General features: G+C 63.7%; 16 protein-coding genes. 8 read left to right on the forward strand and 8 right to left on the reverse strand.

Annotated elements, in window-relative coordinates; genetic code table 11:
• From U873_RS0129765 to U873_RS0129775, 3 genes are all read left to right on the forward strand, one after another.
• On the forward strand, positions 1–1569 hold a 1569-nt coding region (locus U873_RS0129765), incomplete at its 5' end, for a GGDEF domain-containing protein (RefSeq protein ID WP_029978751.1).
• A 101-nt stretch (positions 1570–1670) separates the two neighbouring features.
• The gene (locus U873_RS0129770) at positions 1671–2450 is read left to right on the forward strand and encodes an N-acetylmuramoyl-L-alanine amidase (protein ID WP_025131721.1); all 780 of its coding nucleotides are present in this window, start codon (positions 1671–1673) and stop codon (positions 2448–2450) included.
• A 76-nt stretch (positions 2451–2526) separates the two neighbouring features.
• On the forward strand, positions 2527–4146 hold the full coding sequence (locus U873_RS0129775) for an EAL domain-containing protein (protein ID WP_025131722.1): 1620 nt from the start codon (positions 2527–2529) through the stop codon (positions 4144–4146).
• 4 nt (positions 4147–4150) lie between these two features.
• Here U873_RS0129775 and U873_RS0129780 read toward each other — a convergent pair whose 3' ends face one another.
• Entirely contained in the window at positions 4151–5935 is a 1785-nt protein-coding gene (locus U873_RS0129780) for a KinB sensor domain-containing domain (RefSeq protein WP_025131723.1), read from the reverse strand.
• 10 nt (positions 5936–5945) lie between these two features.
• On the reverse strand, positions 5946–7292 hold the full coding sequence (algB, locus tag U873_RS0129785) for a sigma-54-dependent response regulator transcription factor AlgB (protein ID WP_025131724.1): 1347 nt from the start codon (positions 7290–7292) through the stop codon (positions 5946–5948).
• A 439-nt stretch (positions 7293–7731) separates the two neighbouring features.
• Between algB and U873_RS0129790 the strand changes: the two genes are divergently transcribed.
• The 5 genes from U873_RS0129790 to U873_RS0129810 all read left to right on the forward strand — a co-directional run bounded on the left by U873_RS0129790 (position 7732) and on the right by U873_RS0129810 (position 12153).
• Positions 7732–8016, forward strand: a complete 285-nt coding sequence (locus U873_RS0129790; protein WP_025131725.1) for a hypothetical protein — start codon at positions 7732–7734, stop codon at positions 8014–8016.
• An 81-nt stretch (positions 8017–8097) separates the two neighbouring features.
• Positions 8098–8262 (forward strand): DUF1328 domain-containing protein, encoded by a 165-nt coding sequence (locus tag U873_RS35555; RefSeq protein WP_003170804.1) that lies wholly within the window; start codon positions 8098–8100, stop codon positions 8260–8262.
• Positions 8263–8264: 2 nt separating this feature from the next.
• Complete coding sequence (locus U873_RS0129800; RefSeq protein WP_025131726.1) at positions 8265–8729, forward strand: inhibitor of vertebrate lysozyme family protein; 465 nt, start codon at positions 8265–8267, stop codon at positions 8727–8729.
• A 742-nt stretch (positions 8730–9471) separates the two neighbouring features.
• Positions 9472–10803, forward strand: a complete 1332-nt coding sequence (gene gltP, locus U873_RS0129805; protein ID WP_025131727.1) for a glutamate/aspartate:proton symporter GltP — start codon at positions 9472–9474, stop codon at positions 10801–10803.
• A 120-nt stretch (positions 10804–10923) separates the two neighbouring features.
• On the forward strand, positions 10924–12153 hold the full coding sequence (locus U873_RS0129810) for a nucleoside recognition domain-containing protein (RefSeq protein ID WP_025131728.1): 1230 nt from the start codon (positions 10924–10926) through the stop codon (positions 12151–12153).
• A 72-nt stretch (positions 12154–12225) separates the two neighbouring features.
• Here U873_RS0129810 and U873_RS0129815 read toward each other — a convergent pair whose 3' ends face one another.
• From U873_RS0129815 to U873_RS0129840, 6 genes are all read right to left on the reverse strand, one after another.
• Positions 12226–12855 (reverse strand): ABC-type transport auxiliary lipoprotein family protein, encoded by a 630-nt coding sequence (locus U873_RS0129815; RefSeq protein WP_025131729.1) that lies wholly within the window; start codon positions 12853–12855, stop codon positions 12226–12228.
• Positions 12852–13790: an MlaD family protein gene (locus tag U873_RS0129820; protein WP_025131730.1), complete on the reverse strand. Its 939-nt coding sequence runs from the start codon at positions 13788–13790 to the stop codon at positions 12852–12854. Before U873_RS0129820 ends, U873_RS0129815 begins: the two co-directional genes overlap by 4 nt.
• A gap of 1 nt (position 13791) precedes the next feature.
• Positions 13792–14595 (reverse strand): ABC transporter ATP-binding protein, encoded by an 804-nt coding sequence (locus U873_RS0129825; RefSeq protein ID WP_025131731.1) that lies wholly within the window; start codon positions 14593–14595, stop codon positions 13792–13794.
• A complete protein-coding gene (locus tag U873_RS0129830) occupies positions 14592–15740 on the reverse strand; it encodes an ABC transporter permease (RefSeq protein ID WP_025131732.1) in 1149 nt (382 codons plus the stop codon). Before U873_RS0129830 ends, U873_RS0129825 begins: the two co-directional genes overlap by 4 nt.
• 54 nt (positions 15741–15794) lie before the next feature.
• Entirely contained in the window at positions 15795–16838 is a 1044-nt protein-coding gene (locus U873_RS0129835) for a DUF5924 family protein (protein WP_025131733.1), read from the reverse strand.
• 181 nt (positions 16839–17019) lie between these two features.
• Entirely contained in the window at positions 17020–18402 is a 1383-nt protein-coding gene (locus U873_RS0129840) for a pitrilysin family protein (RefSeq protein WP_025131734.1), read from the reverse strand.
• Positions 18403–18423: the final 21 nt, after the last annotated feature.

Below are 18423 nucleotides of genomic sequence, written 5' to 3' on the forward strand. Positions count from 1 at the left end.
GCACCCGCACCCGCACCCACACCCGCACCCACACCCTTAGCACCCTTAGCACCCGTAGCACCCGTAGCACCGGCGCCGACCAGAGAAGAGCCGCAAGTCGCGCCGGAACTTGCTATCGAACCGGTCACGAGTGTTGAGCCCGAAGCCTTCAGCATGCCTTCCCAAGCGCCGATCGCGGCAGTCTCGCCGCCCGTTCTGGAACAGGCCCAAGTGCCCGAACCCGAGCCTGCCCCGCGGATTGAGGATGAACCTCCAGAACCTGTGCCTGCACAGCTGGAGCCCGTGGCGCTGGCCGCCAACGAAGCCGTTTCGGTGGAGGCGCCACCTGGGCCCGTGGCTGAGGCTGCGGTCGAGGCTGCCCCGCTCAACCCCGACGAATTGCTACCCGTTCCGCGGGTGCCGCCTGCGGTGTTGCTCGACAGCCTGCCGTTGCCGGCGGTGATGGCCGAGGCTCTGGCCGCCATCGATCCGGAGCAGCCGGAGCAGGATGTGCTCTACGCGCTGCCCGACTCCCCCGAGCCTTCCTACAGTTCGGTGGCCAAGCACATCGAGGACACCCTGCTGGGCTTGCTCGATGACCTGAGCCTGCCGGAGCGCCACCGGCCCCAGGCCGAGGCCATGCGTGATCGTCTGCAACATGGTCTGAACTGGTACGAATTGTTGCCGATCCTCGATGATCTGGCGGTGTTGATGCTGGCAATCACCGATTCGGGCCAGCATGAGTTCGAGAACTACCTCAAGCACCTCAACGAGCGCCTGGAGGCTTTCCAGAGCAACCTGCAGGCCGCCAGCGACGGTCATGCCGACAGCCATTCGGCAGCGCGCGCCATGGACACCCAGATCCGTGAGCAGGTCGATGGGCTGCAGAGCAGCGTGCAGGACGCGGCTGACCTGGATGACCTGAAACAGGTACTGGAAAGCCATCTGGAAGGCCTGTTGGGCACCATGGACCAGCATCAACAGCAGCGCGAGGAGCGCGAGAAGGAGGTGGCCGCCCGCTTGCAGAGCCTGGCGGAGCGAGTCTCGAGCATGGAGCAGGAAGCCCAGGGCTATCGTGAGCACCTGGAAGAGCAGCGCCAGAAAGCCTTGATCGACCCGCTGACCGGCCTGCCCAATCGTGCGGCCTGGAGCGAGCGCCTGGAACATGAAGTCGCGCAATGGCAGCAACACGGCAACAGCCTGCTGCTGGCCATGCTCGACCTCGATCATTTCAAGCGGATCAACGACAACTACGGTCACCTGGCCGGCGACAAGGTGCTGAAGATCATCGCCACTGTGCTGCGCAAGCGTCTGCGGGGCAGCGACTTCATCGCCCGGTTTGGCGGCGAGGAGTTTGTCCTGCTGATGCCCGATACCCCGTGGCCGGCGGGTGTGCGCCTGGTGGAAAACCTGCGAGCGGCGATCGAGGCCTGCCCGTTTCACTTCAAGGGCGAGCCGGTGACCATAACCGTGTCGGTCGGCTTGAGTGCGTTCAAGGCCGGTGATCGCAGTGAACTGGTGATCAAAAGAGCCGATCAGGCGCTGTACCGGGCCAAGGATGCGGGGCGCAACCGAGTGGAGGCAGGCTGAAGCGCCTGCTGCTTCCTGTCTGAAAGCATTGTTTTGCCCATTGTGCCGGGATCAGTACGTTACACTGTTGCATTCCCGTTTTCAGCGTACTGCCCTTTGCCATGAAACTTCTCGTTCTCGCTTTCTCGCTCCTGCTTCTTGCCGGCTGTTCCAGCGGCCCACGCATCGACACCAGCCATCCATCGGTCAACTACGACCAGCGTGCCCAATTCATCATCGTGCACTACACCTCGGCGTCCCTGGAGCGCTCCCTGGCCTTGCTGACCCACGGGCAGGTCAGCAGTCACTACCTGATTGGCGACGACAAGTCCGCCACCATCTACAAACTGGTGGACGAGCAGTACCGTGCCTGGCACGCCGGCGAAAGCCAGTGGCAGGGCCGCACCTGGCTCAACTCCAGCTCGATTGGTATCGAAATCGTCAACCCGGGCTTCCGTGACGGCCCCACCGGCCGGCTCTGGTACCCCTACAGCGAAGCACAGGTGCAGAACCTGATCGTGCTGCTCAAGGACATCAGCAAGCGCAACAACATCTCCCCGCGTCACATCATTGGCCACAGTGACATCGCGCCCCAGCGCAAGCTCGATCCGGGCCCGCTGTTCCCCTGGAAACGCTTGGCCGATGCCGGGCTTGGCCTGTGGCCCAACGCCCAGGCGGTGGCGGCACAGCAGGCGGCATTTGCCGCGAGCCTGCCGAGCGTCAGCTGGTTCCAGCAGCAACTGGCGCAGCTGGGCTACACCACCCCGCAGACCGGTGAACTGGATACTGCGACCCGGAATGTGCTGGCAGCCTTCCAGATGCACTACCGACCGACCCTCTTCGATGGCACGCCGGATGCGCAGAGCGCGGCGATCCTGATGGTCCTCAACCAGACAGAATAATGACGCCGCCGGACGGTCCGCGTCGATTGCCCAATCAGTTGCTATAACTCATTGGTAATCCTTCGGATCTCCCATGATGCTGGCCTCTCGCGAGCCCCTGCGTACCTGGTTCCATCGCCCTTGGTTGCTGGCGACGCTGGCGGCTGTGTTGAGTGCGGCGGTGCTGGTGCTGGGCAGCGCCGGGGTGGCGATGCATCAGGTCCAGCAACGGGAAAGCGAGCAGATGAATGCCCAGGGCCAGCGTTTCCTGGAGCGTCTGGAGCAACTGTTCGGCCAGCTGCGCGAAGGCCTGGACGCGCTGGAGGCCCAGCCGCTGCGCGAGTGCAATGCGGACATGATCGCGATCCTGCAGCAGGTCAGCTACAGCTACCGCTTCATATATGAAGCGGTCTACATGGATGCCACTCAAACCTGTTCCAACTGGCCACGGCAGAACCTGCGGCCCTCCCTCAGGGCCCCGGACATTCACGGGCCGACCTATAGCTACTGGCTCAATACCTCGACCCAGCCCAACGAGAACCTTGCCGCGCTGATGCTGGGCCGGGGCAATTTTCGCGTGGCCACTTCCCGCGGGCATTTGACCGATGTGGTCGACCTGCCGGCAGGCGGTAGCCTGATGGTGGTGGTGGATCACGGGGCCCGGGCGATCCCGGTGCTGGGCCCGGCCCGGGCATGGCCGCCTGTGGAGCCCTGGCGGGGCGGTCGCGACGGGCCGTTGCAGGTCACCCCTGACCTGTTGGTCTATCGCATGCCGACCCGGAACCCCGAGTATCAGCTGGTGCTGGTGACCCCCCGGGCCAGCATGCAAGCGAAGCTGCTGGACGGCTGGTGGTGGCTGTTACCGATCAGCCTGTTGCTCGCGCTGTTCATCGGCGGCCTGGTCTATCAGCTGGCACGCCAGCGCCTGTCATTGGGGGCGGAGTTGCAGGGGGCCTTGCGGCGCGGAGAGCTGCAGGTGCTGTACCAGCCGATCTTCGACCTGAGCAGCCGCCTTTGTGTGGGGGCCGAGGCCCTGCTGCGCTGGCGCCGTCCGGATGGCACCCTGACCAGCCCCGACCTGTTCATCCCGCTGGCGGAGAATACCGGGCAGATCCGCCAGATCACCGACTTCGTCCTGCAGCGCCTGCTGGAGCAACTGGGGCATGTGTTGCGAGCCAATCCGCAGCTGTACATCTCGGTCAACCTGGCGGCCTGCGACGTGATGGTGCCGCGTATCGGCCTGGTCATGGCGCGGCTGCTAGCGTTGCACCAGGTGGCGGCGCGGCAGATTGCCTTCGAGGTGACCGAGCGTGGCCTGATCGATGTGGTGGTGGCGCGTGACAACCTGCAGGCTCTGCGCGATGTCGGGCATCAGGTGCTGATCGATGACTTTGGCACCGGTTATTGCAGCCTGGCCTACCTGCAAAGCCTGCCGGTGGACTGCCTGAAGATCGACAAGGCCTTCATCGATGCCCTGGGACACGATGCCGCCAGTAGCGGCGTGGCGCCCCACATCATCCGCATGGCCCACGCCCTGAAGCTCAAGGTGATTGCCGAGGGCATCGAGTTTGAAGACCAGGCGCTGTTGCTCAGCAGCGAGGGGGTGAGCTATGGCCAGGGCTGGTTGTTCGCCCATGCCTTGAGCGCCTTGCAGTTCACCGAGATGATCACCCGTGGGCGACGCCTGGTGGCCAGGCGCCTGGACGATGAAGCCTGACGTTCTACAGCGGCAGAGCCAAATAGAACTGAGTGCCCTGCCCGGGTCTTGAGTAGACGCCCATGCGCCCGCCATGGAGCTGGACGATTTCCTTGCACAGCGCCAGCCCCAGCCCGGCACCGCCCTTCTTGCGGCCCACCTGGACAAAGGGTTCGAAGATCCGTCCTTGCTGACCGTAGGCGATGCCCTCGCCATTGTCCTCGACGCTGACGATCACCCGCTCGCCGTGGCGTCGAGCCTGCAGGCGGATCTGGCCGCCGCCGGCGGTATGGCGCAAGGCGTTGTCGATCAGGTTGTCCAGCACCCGTTCCAGCTGTGGCCGGTCGGCATGCAGGCGCGGCAGAGGCGCCTGGATCTCCAGCAGCAGGTTGATGCCTTGCTGCTGAGCCTGTTCGGTGAAGCGTCCCTGTGCCTGTTCCAGCAGCTCATCCAGGGAACAGGGGGCGAGGCTGAGTTTCTGCAGGCCGTTCTGGTAGCGGGAGAAGTTCAGCAGGTCGTTGATCAACTGCATCAGGCGCTGCATCTCTTCGTTGACCGTATTGAGCAGGTCGGCCTCGCGGGATTCCTCGGCAAAGTGCAGGCGCTCCTGCAGCAGCCCGAACGCCATGTGCATGCCCGTGACCGGGGTGCGCAGTTCATGGGAGGCGCGCAGCACGAACTCGCTGCGGACCCGTTCGAAGGCCCGTTGTTCGGTCACGTCATGCAGGACCATCACCGCGCCAAGAATATGCCCCTGGGTATGGCTGACCGGGGTCAGGCTGTAAGTCAGCAGGCGCGACTCGCCGTCGACCTCGACATCCAGGTCTTCCGGAGCCCGTTCCAGGTTGCCGCCACGCAGCACCAGCTGCAGTTGCTCGTCCAGCTCCGGACGCTGCAGGGCACTGCCCAGGCCCTGGCCGAGGCGCTCCTGGTCCCAGCCCAGTTGCCGCTGGGCCACCGGGTTGAGGTGTTCCAGGCGGCCTTGGCGGTCGATCATCAGCAAGCCGTCGTCGATGCTGTCGAGCACCGCCTGCAGGCGCTGCTGACCTGCCAGCAGTTCGTCGACATTGGTTGCCTGATGTTGGCGCAGGGCTTCGGCCATGATGCCGAAGCGCCGGGTCAGCAGGTTCATTTCCGCTGCCGCCGAGATTGGCAGGGTGACATCGAAATTGCCTTCGCCGATCTTGTCCGCGGCCTTGGCCAGGGCTTCGATCGGCCCGCCAAAGCGCCGGGCGATGGCGTGGGCGGTGATGAAACCGATGATCAGTACCGCCAGGCCCACCAGGCCGAGCAAGCCGGCCACCAGCAGGGCCCGGTCGCGTGACTGGTGCTGCACCTGGTTGATGTTGTCCAGGGCCTGCTTGTGCTCGTTGATCAGCCCATTGCGCAAGGTATTGAAGCGCTCGGTCAGCTCGTTGTTGTCACTCAGTCCGTTGGGGAGGCTGTTGTGTTCGAAGGCCTGGAAAAAACTCAGGTAGTCGCTGCGAGCCTGCGTGAAACCGCTTTGCCCCGGGTTCTGCTGCTCGTGGGCGATCCCCTGGTCGAGCAGCTCCAGGTAGTGCTGCCTGGAGGTTTCCAGGGCCGCACGGTCGGGCTTGTTGCTGAGCATGAGGATCAGCTGGTCCCCCAGGGTCTGGCGCAGCTTGAGCCCCAGGTCGAGGGTGATGAAGTTGTTGCGGATCAGCGATTCCTGGGTGCTGGCCATCTGCATCACGCTGACCAATCCGAGTATCAGCCCCAGCAGGGCCACGGTCATCAGCGCCGAGATGCTCAGAAACAGCCGAGTGCGCAGTTTCATCGCTAACTTCATAGGGTGTTGCTCACAGGTTGTACTGTTTGCGCTTGCGGTACAGCGTCGAAGCGTCGATGCCCAGGGTTTTTGCCGCCTGGTCGAGGGTGTCGCTGGTGGCCAGGACAGCGCCGATATGGGCCTTCTCCAGCTCGTCCAGGCTCAAGGCGGCGCCGATCCGCGGGGCGTTGTTGGTGACGTGCTCACTCATGCCCAGGTGGCTGATTTCCACCCGCTCCTGGGGACAGATGATGCTTGCCCGCTCCACCACGTTGCGCAACTCGCGAATATTGCCCGGCCAGCGGTAGTTCAGCAGGGCTTCCCGAGCCTCGTCGCTGAAGCCTCGCGCCGGTCGCGAATATTCTTTGACGAAGCGTGCCAGGAAGCGATCGGCCAGGGTCAGGATGTCTTCGCTGCGCTCGCGCAGGGGCGGCAGGTGCAGGGTGATCACATTGAGGCGGTACAGCAGGTCTTCACGGAAACGCCCATCGCGCACCATGTCCTCAAGGTTGAGGTTGGTAGCGGCGAGGATGCGCACATCGGCGCGGCGGGTCACCGGGTCGCCGACCCGCTCATATTCCTTGTCCTGGATAAAGCGCAGCAGCTTGGGCTGCAGGGTCAGGGGGAAGTCGCCGATTTCGTCGAGAAACAGGGTCCCGCCATCGGCCTGGTTGACCCGGCCCAGGGTGCTCTCGCTGGCCCCGGTGAAGGCGCCGCGGCTGTGGCCGAAGAGCTCGCTTTCCATCAGTTCGGCGGTCAGGGACGGGCAGTTGATGGTCACGCAGGATTTCTTCGCCCGCTTGCTCCAGCCATGGATGGCCCGTGCCAGTTCGCCTTTACCGGTGCCGGACTCACCGAGAATCAGGATGTTGGCGTCCGTGCTGGCCACCTGGCGGGCAGTCTCCAGTACCACTTTCATGGCCGGACTGTGGGAGTCCAGGCCGTCCTTGGGTTTGCGCACCTCGCCTTCCAGGGCTTCCAGGCGCGCCGAGAGCTGGCGCACTTCCAGTTGCTTGGCAGTGGCCAGGCGCAGCTGGTCGGGGCTGCAGGGCTTGACCAGGTAGTCGGCGGCGCCGGCCTGGATGGCGTCGACCGCGGTGTCCACGGCGGAATGGGCGGTGACGATCACTACCCGCATCCAGGGTGCCTGGGTGCGCATCTGCGCGAGCACGTCGAGGCCATTGTCTTCGCCCAGGCGCAGGTCAAGGAAGCACAGGTCGAACACCTGGCGTTGCAGCAGAGCGTCCGCCTGGGCCGCGCTGTTGGCTGTGGCCACGGTGTAGCCCTCGTCTTCCAGGCAATAGCGGAAGGTGCGAAGGATTGCGGATTCGTCATCCACCAGAAGGATGCGGCCCTGATTCTCCGGCGCTGACTGCATTTCCTCGGCTCCTTTAATAAATGATCTTATTTAGTCCCGGAAAAATCGGGCAAGTTGCAAGGTTGATTCTGATTGATTCCACCGCTCGCGGGTTGGATATCTCCGCCTGGAGTGGCTAACAGTCTGAATTATTGGGTGTTTTGCCAAGGATAGACGTTACCTGGGTCTGTATCAGGCTGCTGGCCGATCGGCAAAGTTCCCACTGTGATCAAAAAGCATCCAATAAACGGTTGCGCGATCGTGCAATTCGCACGGTCTGCTCGGGGGCATCGTGCAGGATGCGTAAGAGGAGCATCTTTTGCTTGATCGTAAGTAATTGATTTTATTGAAAATAATCTCAACCTAAAAGCTGGCATGCAGACTGCAACAACCCTCCTATCGAGAAGCGCCGCAATGGCTTCCATAACAACATCGTCACTGGTGTCGGAGGAGTTTCAGGATGAACCGCCAACGTCTTGCCCAACTGCGTATTTCGCCACTGCATCTGCAGCAGGCCCTGTTTGCCAGCCTTGCGCTGCTGGTCACGCTGATTGCCGGGCAGCAATTCATCCGTTGGCAGGACAGTGAAGTCCCCGCTCCACGACTGCCGATGCACCATGCTACCCAAACCCATTTCAGTTCGATGAGCCGCCAGCTCAACGACGCCACCCCCCTGCAACTGATGGCGGTCGACCAGGCGCAACCCGCGCTGGACGCACCCCGTCAGGAGCGCTGGGTGTTCTAGGCACCAAGGCCTGGCCCGCACCTGCGGCGCCCGGCTGGCTTCACCGGCAGCACCCCCTATAGAAGAGTAAGGAGAATCATCATGCTGAGCTGGGCAATCACATTCCTGATCATTGCCATTGTCGCTGCAGTACTGGGCTTCGGTGGTATCGCGGGCACCGCCACGGGTATCGCCAAGATTCTCTTTGTCGTGTTCCTGGTGATGTTCATCGCTTCGTTCTTCTTTGGCCGTCGTGGCCGAGGCTGACCATGAGTGCCTCGTTGAAGACCTTGGCCGCCACGCTGTTGCTGGGTGTCAGTACCCTGGCGTCGGCGGCCAATGATGGCCAGTCGCGAGCCAATCAGCTGCTGGATTCGGATCCACAGTTTCGTGAAACCTGGCAGGAGGTGGTGCGCAAGGAAGAGCGCCTGCCCGAATGGGTGATGAACCTGTCGGGTGATGCTCAACAAATGAACGCCGTGACCGAAGAGGGCGATCAGTACCTGGTAGGGCCGCTGTGTGAGTCCGCCCAGAGCTGCCAGAGCCAGCGCTTGATAGTCGCCTTCGGCTTCGACAAGAAACATGCCTATGCCATGTTGGTGGACGTGCCGGCGGGGCTGCCCGCAGACAAGTCGCCCACCCGCCATGCCAACTACCGTTTCCTCGGCAAACCCGATCAAGGCATGCAAGCCTTGCTCAAGGAGCAGCTGAGGAAAGACCCGAACTGGTACTGAGTTCAAGGTGTGGACTCATCACCAGGAATAGGAGGAAGCCTCCAAGGGGCTTGCGCCTGTTGCACCGCCCGAGGAGGGCGAGTGCATGACCAAGGGGCCGGGATGTTCTGATCCACAGGTGATCGGAGTGACCTAGGGGTACAGGGAGTGCCTCCGCAAGGGCCGGGTCAGGAAAGAGCGGCGGCGCAGGTTCCCAAGTCGATTTCGACTTGATGGACCTGCGGCGTGCTTGAACCGGCAAAGACTTGTATTAGAGCCGTCGGCATACGCTCGTCGGTCATTTCTCGGGAAAAAATCTTCCTTTGACTCCGATCAAACGTTTCCGCTTGTTTCTCTGCGACCGTATATCGAGAAACTTTGTAGAAAATCCGGATCGATCCCAGGCGCCTGAATCAGAACTTTCCTGAGCATTTTTAGACCATTTCCTGACCCTCCCGACAAGCCTGCACGCCGCCTGAAATGGCCGTTTCACGGTATTTCTGCCTGCCGAAATGTCGTATTCGAACCGGTTGGGACGCTCGTTTTGTTTGCAAAATCTCATGCCGATTCGGCATAGGGTAGGCGTTTACGGCATTAGACGCGCTTCCCTTGCATCGGAATAGTTGCGCCTTTTTTCGCCTGCAGAGAGCCGTAATTGCTCGCTCGGGATGACCTTATACGGGGGACGATGCACAAACTTTTCCGCCATTGAGCGTTCCAGTTCGCGCATCAGCCCGAGTCCAACTGAAGTAAGGGTAATGATATGAAGAAGGCAAAATTAAGCCTCGCCTGGCAGATCCTCATCGGTCTGGTCCTGGGGATTGCGATCGGCGCGCTGCTCAATCATTTCAGTGCTGAAAAGGCCTGGTGGATCAGCAACGTCCTGCAACCTGCGGGCGATATCTTTATCCGCTTGATCAAGATGATCGTGATCCCGATCGTCATCTCTTCGCTGATCGTCGGCATCGCCGGTGTCGGTGACGCCAAGAAGCTCGGCCGCATCGGCCTCAAGACCATCATCTACTTCGAAGTCGTGACCACCATCGCGATCGTTGTCGGCCTGCTGCTGGCCAACCTGTTCCACCCGGGCGCAGGCATCGACATGAGCACCCTGGGTACCGTGGATATCTCCAAGTACCAGGCCACTGCTGCCGAAGTGCAGCATGAACACGCGTTCATCGAGACCATCCTCAACCTGATCCCGTCGAACATCTTCGCGGCCATGGCTCGCGGCGAGATGCTGCCGATCATCTTCTTCTCGGTGCTCTTCGGCCTGGGCCTGTCGAGCCTGCAGTCGGACCTGCGCGAACCCCTGGTGAAGATGTTCCAGGGCGTCTCGGAAAGCATGTTCAAAGTCACCCACATGATCATGAACTACGCCCCTATCGGTGTGTTCGCGCTGATCGCGGTGACCGTCGCCAACTTCGGTTTCGCCTCCCTGCTGCCGCTGGCCAAGCTGGTGATCCTGGTGTACGTGGCCATCGCTTTCTTCGCCTTCGTGATCCTCGGCCTGATCGCCCGCCTGTTCGGCTTCTCGGTGATCAAGCTGATGCGCATCTTCAAGGATGAGCTGGTCCTGGCCTACTCCACCGCCAGCTCGGAAACCGTGCTGCCGCGGGTGATCGAGAAGATGGAAGCCTACGGCGCGCCGAAAGCCATCTGCAGCTTCGTGGTGCCGACCGGCTACTCGTTCAACCTCGACGGTTCGACCCTGTACCAGAGCATCGCGGCGATCTTCATCGCCCAGCTGTACGGCATCGACCTGTCCATCAGCCAGCAACTGCTGCTGGTGCTGACCCTGATGGTCACCTCCAAAGGCATCGCCGGGGTTCCGGGCGTGTCCTTCGTGGTGCTGCTGGCAACCCTGGGCAGCGTGGGCATTCCCCTGGAAGGCCTGGCGTTCATCGCCGGTGTCGACCGTGTGATGGACATGGCGCGTACCGCCCTGAACGTGATCGGCAACGCCCTGGCGGTCCTGGTCATCTCCCGCTGGGAAGGCATGTACGACGATGCCAAGGGCCAGCGCTACTGGAACTCCCTGCCGCACTGGCGCAGCAAAGAGAAGCTGCCGGCCGGCGAAGTCTCCAAAGGCTGACACCTCAGCGCAGGGGCCGGCGAGCCGGTTCCGCGATGCAGACAAACCCCGGTCAATCCGGGGTTTGTCGTTTCTGCCCGCCCCGCTATCATTCGCCGCATCTTCCGAGGGATATGACCGATGCTCAATGGCCTGTGGCTTGGCTTTTTTATCGTTGCAACCGTGTCAGCCCTGGCGCAGTGGCTGGTGGGCGGCAACGCCGGGATCTTCGCCGCCATGGTCGAAAGCATCTTCGCCATGGCCAAGCTGTCGGTCGAGGTCATGGTGCTGCTGTTCGGCACCCTGACCCTGTGGCTGGGCTTTCTGCGCATCGCCGAGAAGGCCGGGATCGTCGAGTGGCTGGCCAAGGTCCTGGGGCCGCTGTTCAAGCGTCTGATGCCGGAAGTGCCGCCTGGGCACCCGGCCCTGGGCCTGATCACCCTGAACTTCGCGGCCAACGGCCTGGGCCTGGACAACGCGGCCACGCCCATCGGCCTCAAGGCCATGCGCGCCCTGCAGGAGCTCAACCCCAGTGCCACCACCGCGAGTAACGCGCAGATCCTGTTCCTGGTGCTCAACGCCTCTTCCCTGACCCTGCTGCCGGTGACCATCTTCATGTACCGCGCCCAGCAGGGCGCCGCGGACCCGACCCTGGTGTTCCTGCCAATTCTCCTGGCCACCAGCGCCTCGACCCTGGTGGGCCTGCTGTCGGTGGCAGTGATGCAGCGCCTGCGGCTGTGGGACCCGGTGGTGCTGGCCTATCTGATTCCCGGTGCCCTGGCCCTGGGCGCCTTCATGGCCTTGCTGGCGACCCTGTCGGCCACGGCCCTGGCGTCCTTGTCGTCAATCCTCGGCAACCTCACGCTGTTCGGCCTGATCATGCTGTTCCTGGTGGTTGGCGCGCTGCGCAAGGTCAAGGTCTACGAGGCCTTTGTCGAGGGCGCCAAAGAAGGCTTCGATGTCGCCAAGAACCTGCTGCCGTACTTGGTGGCCATGCTCTGCGCGATCGGTGTGCTGCGGGCTTCCGGGGCCCTGGATTTTGGCCTCGACGGGATTCGCCACCTGGTGGAATGGGCCGGTTGGGACACGCGCTTCGTCGATGCCCTGCCCACCGCTCTGGTCAAGCCGTTCTCCGGTAGCGCGGCGCGGGCGATGCTCATCGAAACCATGCAGAGCCAGGGCGTGGACAGCTTCCCGGCCCTGGTGGCCGCGACCATCCAGGGCAGTACCGAAACCACCTTCTATGTGCTGGCGGTCTACTTCGGCGCGGTGGGCATCCAGCGGGTGCGGCACGCGGTGGGCTGTGCCTTGCTGGCGGAATTCGCCGGCGTGGTGGCGGCGATCGGGGTCTGCTACTGGTTCTTTGGTTGAGTTGAGCGGGTGTTCGCCGGCAAGCCGGCGCCTAGAACATTTGTAGGCGCCGGCTTGCCGGGGAAAGGGTCCTTAACGCTTCAGCGCCAGGCTCCCCTGCCCCACGGCCCAATCCACCACCTGCCGGGTCAGCGCATCGTTGGCCTGGCCAAAGACTGTCACCACCGCCGGCACCTGGGTCTCACTCAACGGCTGACGCACTTCAAAGCGCCGGCTGGCAAGGATCTTCTGGTCAAACCCGCGAATCAGCCGCGCATCCAGGCGAATCACCACCTGGGCCGTGCTGCCCTGGTACTCGGTCTGGAACGCCTGCAGGTCGCCGCCCAGGGCCAGGTCGGTCTGCAGATTGCTGTCGTCGGTGCTCAGCAACTGCACCCGGCCATCGCGCTGGAAACCGTCCAGCAGGCGGTTGCGCAGCAGGATCGGCGCCGGGTCGCTCCAGCGTGAAGCCTTGTAGCTGCTGATCAGGTTGCCTTGGGGAATCACCGCGATTCGTGCGTTGTTCAGGGCGTCGCTGGCCTGGGGCTTGAGCAGTTGCAGGGACCAGGTCTGAGCCTTGGCCGCAGGCGAGGCGGCGCTTTGCCCGACCGGCAAGCGGTAGACATCCAGCGGCTCACCCTTGGGCAGGATCGAGCAGGCGCTGGTCAGCGCCAGGGTTGCGCCCAGGGTCAAGGGGGCGAAGAGCCGATAGGCACGCTTCATGGCGTGAACTCCTTGTTCTGATCGTTGCCCAGCAGGTAGCCGCCGGGATTGGCCTCCAGGCGGCGCGAGATGGCCCGCAGCGAACTCAGGGTGTCGCGCAGTTCGCGCACTGCCGGCGCCAGGCCGTTGAGGCCCTGCATGCCGTTGTTCAGCGAATCCTGGTTGTCGGCCAGCAATTTGTTGAGGGTGGCGCTGGTCTGCTCCAGGGAGTGCATGGCGTTCTCGGCACTGCCGAACATTTGCTTGCCCTGGTCGTTGAGCAGGCCATTGGCGTTGCGCATCAGGGTGGTGGTCTGCTCAAGCATGGCGCTGGTCTGCTTGGTGATGGTCCCCAGTTGCTGCATCAGCTGGCGCAGGTCGCCACGTTGTTCGGCAATGCTGGCGGAAGTCTGCTGCAGGTTGTCCAGGGTCTTGCTGACCCGGGCCACGTTGTCGGGGGAGAGCATCCGGTTGGCGTTGTGCAGCAGCAGGTTGACGCTGGTCATCAGGTCATTGCTGTTGTTCAGCAGGCGGGCGATGGGCGATGGCGAGGCGATGATGGTCGGCGGCTTGCCGTCCTTGCCCTTGAGGCTCGGGCTCTGGGGCGTGCCGCCGCTGAGCTGGATGATCGAGGTGCCGGTGATGCCGGTCAGGGCCAGCTTGGCCTGGGTGTCTTCCTTGATCGGTGTCTCGCTGCCCAGGCGGATACGGGCCAGTACCCGCCGCGGGTCCTGGGGGTCCAGGCGCAGGCTGACCACATCGCCAACCTTGATCCCGCTGTACTGCACCGCGCTGCCCTTGGACAGGCCGCTGACGGCTTCGTTGAAGACGATCTCGTAGTCCTGGAAGGCGCTGTCGACACTGGACTTGGCCAGCCACAGCCCGAACAGCAAGGCGCCGGCCACCACGATCACGGTGAACAGGCCGATCAGAACATGATGGGCTCGGGTTTCCATGTCATCCCTCGTTGGTCTGGGTCGCGGCCAGGTAGGCCGCGCGGCCGCGTGGGCCGTGGAAGTATTCGTGGATCCAGGCGTCGTCGGTTTCGGCAACCTGGTCGATGGGGGCGGCCACCAGGACTTTCTTCTGTGCCAGCACCGCCACCCGATCGGTGATGGTGTAGAGCGTATCGAGGTCGTGGGTGACCAGGAACACACTCAGGCCCAGGGCGTCGCGCAGGGTCAGGATCAACTGGTCGAAGGCCGCAGCGCCCACCGGGTCGAGGCCGGCGGTGGGCTCGTCGAGAAACAGGATGTCCGGGTCCAGGGCCAGGGCCCGGGCCAGGGCGGCGCGCTTGATCATGCCGCCGGACAGCGAGGCCGGATACTTGTCGGCCGCCGACAGGGGCAACCCGGCCAGGGCCAGCTTCACCGCCGCCAGGTGCTCGGCATCGGCGCGGGACAGCCCGGCGTGCTCGATCAGAGGCAGGGCGACGTTCTCGGTCACGGTCAGGGAGGTGAACAAGGCGCCCTTCTGGAACAGCACGCCGAAGCGCCGTTCGATCAGCGAGCGTTGCTGTTCCGGCAGGCTCGGCAGGTCCTGGCCGAAGACCCGTACCGAACCTTCGCTGGGCTGGCGCAGGCCGACGATGCTGCGCAGCAGCACCGACTTGCCGCTGCCGGAGCCGCCGACCACACCGAGGATCTCGCCCTTGTATACGTCCAGATCGAGGTTCTCGTGCACGCTCTGCTTGCCAAAGCGGTTGCACAGGCCACGGACCTCGATCACCGCCGGGGCCGGCTCGCGCGGCAGGCGGCTCACCAGCCCATCTCCATGAAGAACAGCGCAGCGACGGCGTCGATGACAATCACCACAAAGATCGACTGCACCACGCTGGAGGTGGTGTGGGCGCCCACCGACTCGGCACTGCCACTGACCTTGAAGCCTTCCAGGCAGCCGATGGCAGCGATCAGGAAGGCAAAGATCGGCGCTTTGACCAGGCCCAGCAGAAAGTGCTTAACGCCGATGTCCGAATGCAGCAGGGAGAGGAACATCGCCGGCGAGATATCCAGGGACAGGGCGCAGACCACCGCCCCGCCGACAATCCCCGAGAGCATCGCGAGGAAGGTCAGCATCGGCAACGAGATCAGCAAGGCCAGGACCCGAGGCAGTACCAGCAATTCCACCGGGTCCAGGCCCAGGGTGCGAATCGCGTCGATCTCTTCGTTGGCCTTCATCGAGCCGATCTGTGCCGTGAAAGCACTGGCAGTGCGCCCGGCCATGAGAATCGCGGTCAGCAGCACGCCGAACTCCCGCAGGAAGGAGAACGCCACCAGGTCCACGGTAAAGATGCTGGCGCCGAAGTTGGCCAGGACCGTGGCGCCGAGAAAGGCCACCACGGCCCCCACCAGGAAGGTCAGCAGGGCGACGATGGGCGCGGCGTCGAGCCCGGTCTGTTCGATGTGCGCGACCACCGGCGTGATCCGCCAGCGCCGGGGGCGCAGCAGGCCGCGAGCCAGGGTCTCGAGGATCAGGCCGATGAAGCCGAGGACTTTCAGGGAATCCTGCCAGACGGTGTAGACCGCGCTGCCGATGCGCGAGAGCAGCTGGACGCTGACCGAGATCTCCGGCTCCTTGACCGGCACGCAGAAGTCGTTAAGCGAGCTGTAGACCGTTTGCAGCAGCGCCCGGTCGGCGGCGGACAGGGTGCAGTCGGGGTGCTCCGCGGATTGGCCGAGACGCTCGGCCCCCAACAGTTCCACCAGCAGCGAGGCCCCGGCGGTGTCCAGGGCACCCAGGCCATTGAGGTCGATGTGGGTGCTGCTGTCGTAGTGGCCGCTCAGGGTCTGGCTGAGGCGCTTGAGGTCGCTGTAGTGGGCCAGCGTCCAGTCTCCGGCGATGCGCAGTTGCGCCGGGGAACGGGCGGTATCCAGTTGAGCGGTGCCGGGCGTCACGCGGATAGTCATAAGCTCCAAGCTTGTGTGGCGATTTCGCAGTGCTACCTAATAGCACGATCCCGTCTACTTTGCCTCGCCGGTCTTGGCCGCATCTTGACCTGGATCGGTGATCTCGAAGCGCAGCACGCCAATCATCTGGCCGTCCTCGGTGATAACCCGCACCTGCCACTTGCCGGCCGGGTTGGCCGGGAAGTTCTGCTTGTGGGACCAGGCACGATAGCCCTCCTTGCGCCCGCCGTGGATATCCAGGGCGACCCGATCGACCTCGCTGCCGTTGAACTGCCAGACATGGTAGATGCGCTCGTCCAGCCCTCGTGGTGCGTTGATCGCGGTATAGGCGTACACACCGTTGCTGCGGGCCTGGCTGACGGTGAGCTGCTCCAGGCTGTCGCCTGGCGTACGGCCCTGAAGCTGGGTGCTGATGGCGTCCTCGGTCAGCCACAGGGTGGCCGGCGGCACCCAGGAGCGCAGCAGCCAGCCGGTGCTGCCGATGGCCAGGGTAATGGCCAGCACTGTCAGGGCGCTGCGCAGGCTGCGGATCGGCAGGATCGAGGCCAGGCTGGGGAAGGACAGGAGCATCGCGGTGCCCAGGGCCAGCTTGAAGCTCTGAGCGGTGGTCAGGTGCAGGATCAGCGGCAGCGCCGTGAGCAATGCGGCGAACAGCGTCAGGGTGTGCAGTGCGAGGAACAGCCAGCGGCGCGGCGCCAGCCACTTGTAGTACAGCGGGTCAATGATGGAGATCAGCGCCGCGGCCCCCAGCAGCCCGGTGAACACCAGTTGGCCGCTGTCCCAGCGAGTGGTGATGAAGAAGAACGGCAGGACGAAGAACAGGCTTTCCTGGTGGATCATCTGCGTTGCGTAGCGCAGCAGCGGCTGCGGGATCTCGCGCTTGAAGACCTTGGTGAACAGTTGGGTCAGGCTGTTTTCCAGCATCAGCCAGACCCAGCTCACCAGCAGGATCACGGCAATCCATGAGGCCAGGCTCTGCTGGCGGTCCACCAGGATGAAGCTGCCGACCCCAGAGATGAAACCACCGAGTGCAATGATCCCCGGGTAGCGCTTCATCAGTTCGAGAATGCGCTGAATAACGAGGTTCAGGTTAGGCATCGGGCAGGATCACAGTCTGGGCAGGGAAAAACCGCGACAGGATAACGTTGGCCGCCGCTCGTGGCGAGGGCGCTTGCTCAGGTGCGCACGCGTTGACGAGGTAATCCGCCCCATGTGATTGCACGGCCCTGTCCTTGGGGCTACCGCGCAGCCCAGCGGGAGCAAGCTCCCTCGCCACGGGTCAGTGGGCCCGGCGGCGCAGCAGGTAAATGCCGAAGCTGGCGAGCACGACCAGGGCCAGCAGGCCACCGATCAGCCAGAGCAGTTGCTCGTCGCTCAACAGGGGCTTTTCGATGCGCAGGTAGCCGGGTTGTTGCAGCAATTGGCGCAGGGCCAGGTTGGCCTGCTCCAGGCTCACTGCTCGCAGGCGCTTGGCCGGGTCGCTGAAGCGCCCGTTGTCGAAGTCGCCCAGGGCGCTCCAGTAGTAGTCGGCCAGGGCGCTGTTGCCCTGTACCGCCCAGGCCTGGCGGTCGATGGCTGCCTGCTTGAGGCGCGCGAAGGTGGCTGGGTCGAGGCCGTCCTTGAGCAGGTGCGCCTTGAGTTGTTCGATCACTTGTCGGGCCTGGGGCAGAGCATCGCGTTCAAGGTCGGCATTCAGGCTGAGAAAACCGACGCTGCCGAAGACTTCCCGGTCGCTCCAGGGCCCGTAGGACAGTTCGTGCTCCAGGCGCAACTGGCGATACAGTGCCCAGTCCAGATAGTCCTTGAGCAGGTCGAAGGTTTCGTCATGCTGCTGGTCCAGCAGGGGTTCGGGGAACAGCCAGTGCAACTGGGCGCCCTGCCCGACCCAGCCATGGATCAGGTCGCGCTCGGCTGCCGCGGTGCCCTGGATCTGCGGCAGCTCGCGGTGTTCGCTGGGTTCCACCGGCTCCAGCGCGCCATAGGTGCGCTCCAGGTAGGCCGGTAGCAGGCGGTCCAGCTCACCGACCACGATCAGGGTCATGTTGTTGGGGGCATACCAGTCATTGCGCACCTGCTCCAGCTGGGCCAGGGTCAACTGGCCGACTTCGGCACGTTCGGCGCATTTGAGCCCCAGTTCCACGGCCAGCTGGTTGCTCGCTTTGTGCCCCAGGTCCTGGCGGTCGAGCCAACGCTGCAGGTGCGAATAGTGGCCGCCGCCCTCGCGCTCTACCACCTGCTTGGCGGCGGCCACGGCGTTATCGTCGAGGTGGGTACGGCTCAGCAGTGACATCAGCAGGTCCAGGACCTTGCGCTGGTTTTTCGCCGGGGCCTCGATGACGAAGGTAGTGTCGGCGTTGCTGGTGTAGGCGTTCCACTCGCCGCCCAAGGCTTGCATGCGCTCTTCCAGGCCCCCTTCACCGCTGGCGTCGATGCCACTGAACAGCAGGTGTTCTAGCAGGTGGGGCAGTTCCTTGTCGGCACAGGCAAAGTCGTCGAGGCCGACGCCCACCACCAGGCGGATCGCCACGTGGCCGCGTTCGCTGCCGGGCTTGAGCAGCAACTGCAGGCCGTTGGGCAGGGTGTAGCCTTCGACCTGGAAGCGATCCAGGGCCCATCCATGTGCACTGCCCAGCAACAGGCAGGCGAATACCAGACAACGCATAACAAGCTTCCTTACGGCGTG

Source organism: Pseudomonas sp. PH1b (genome assembly GCF_000633395.1).
GTDB lineage: Bacteria > Pseudomonadota > Gammaproteobacteria > Pseudomonadales > Pseudomonadaceae > Aquipseudomonas.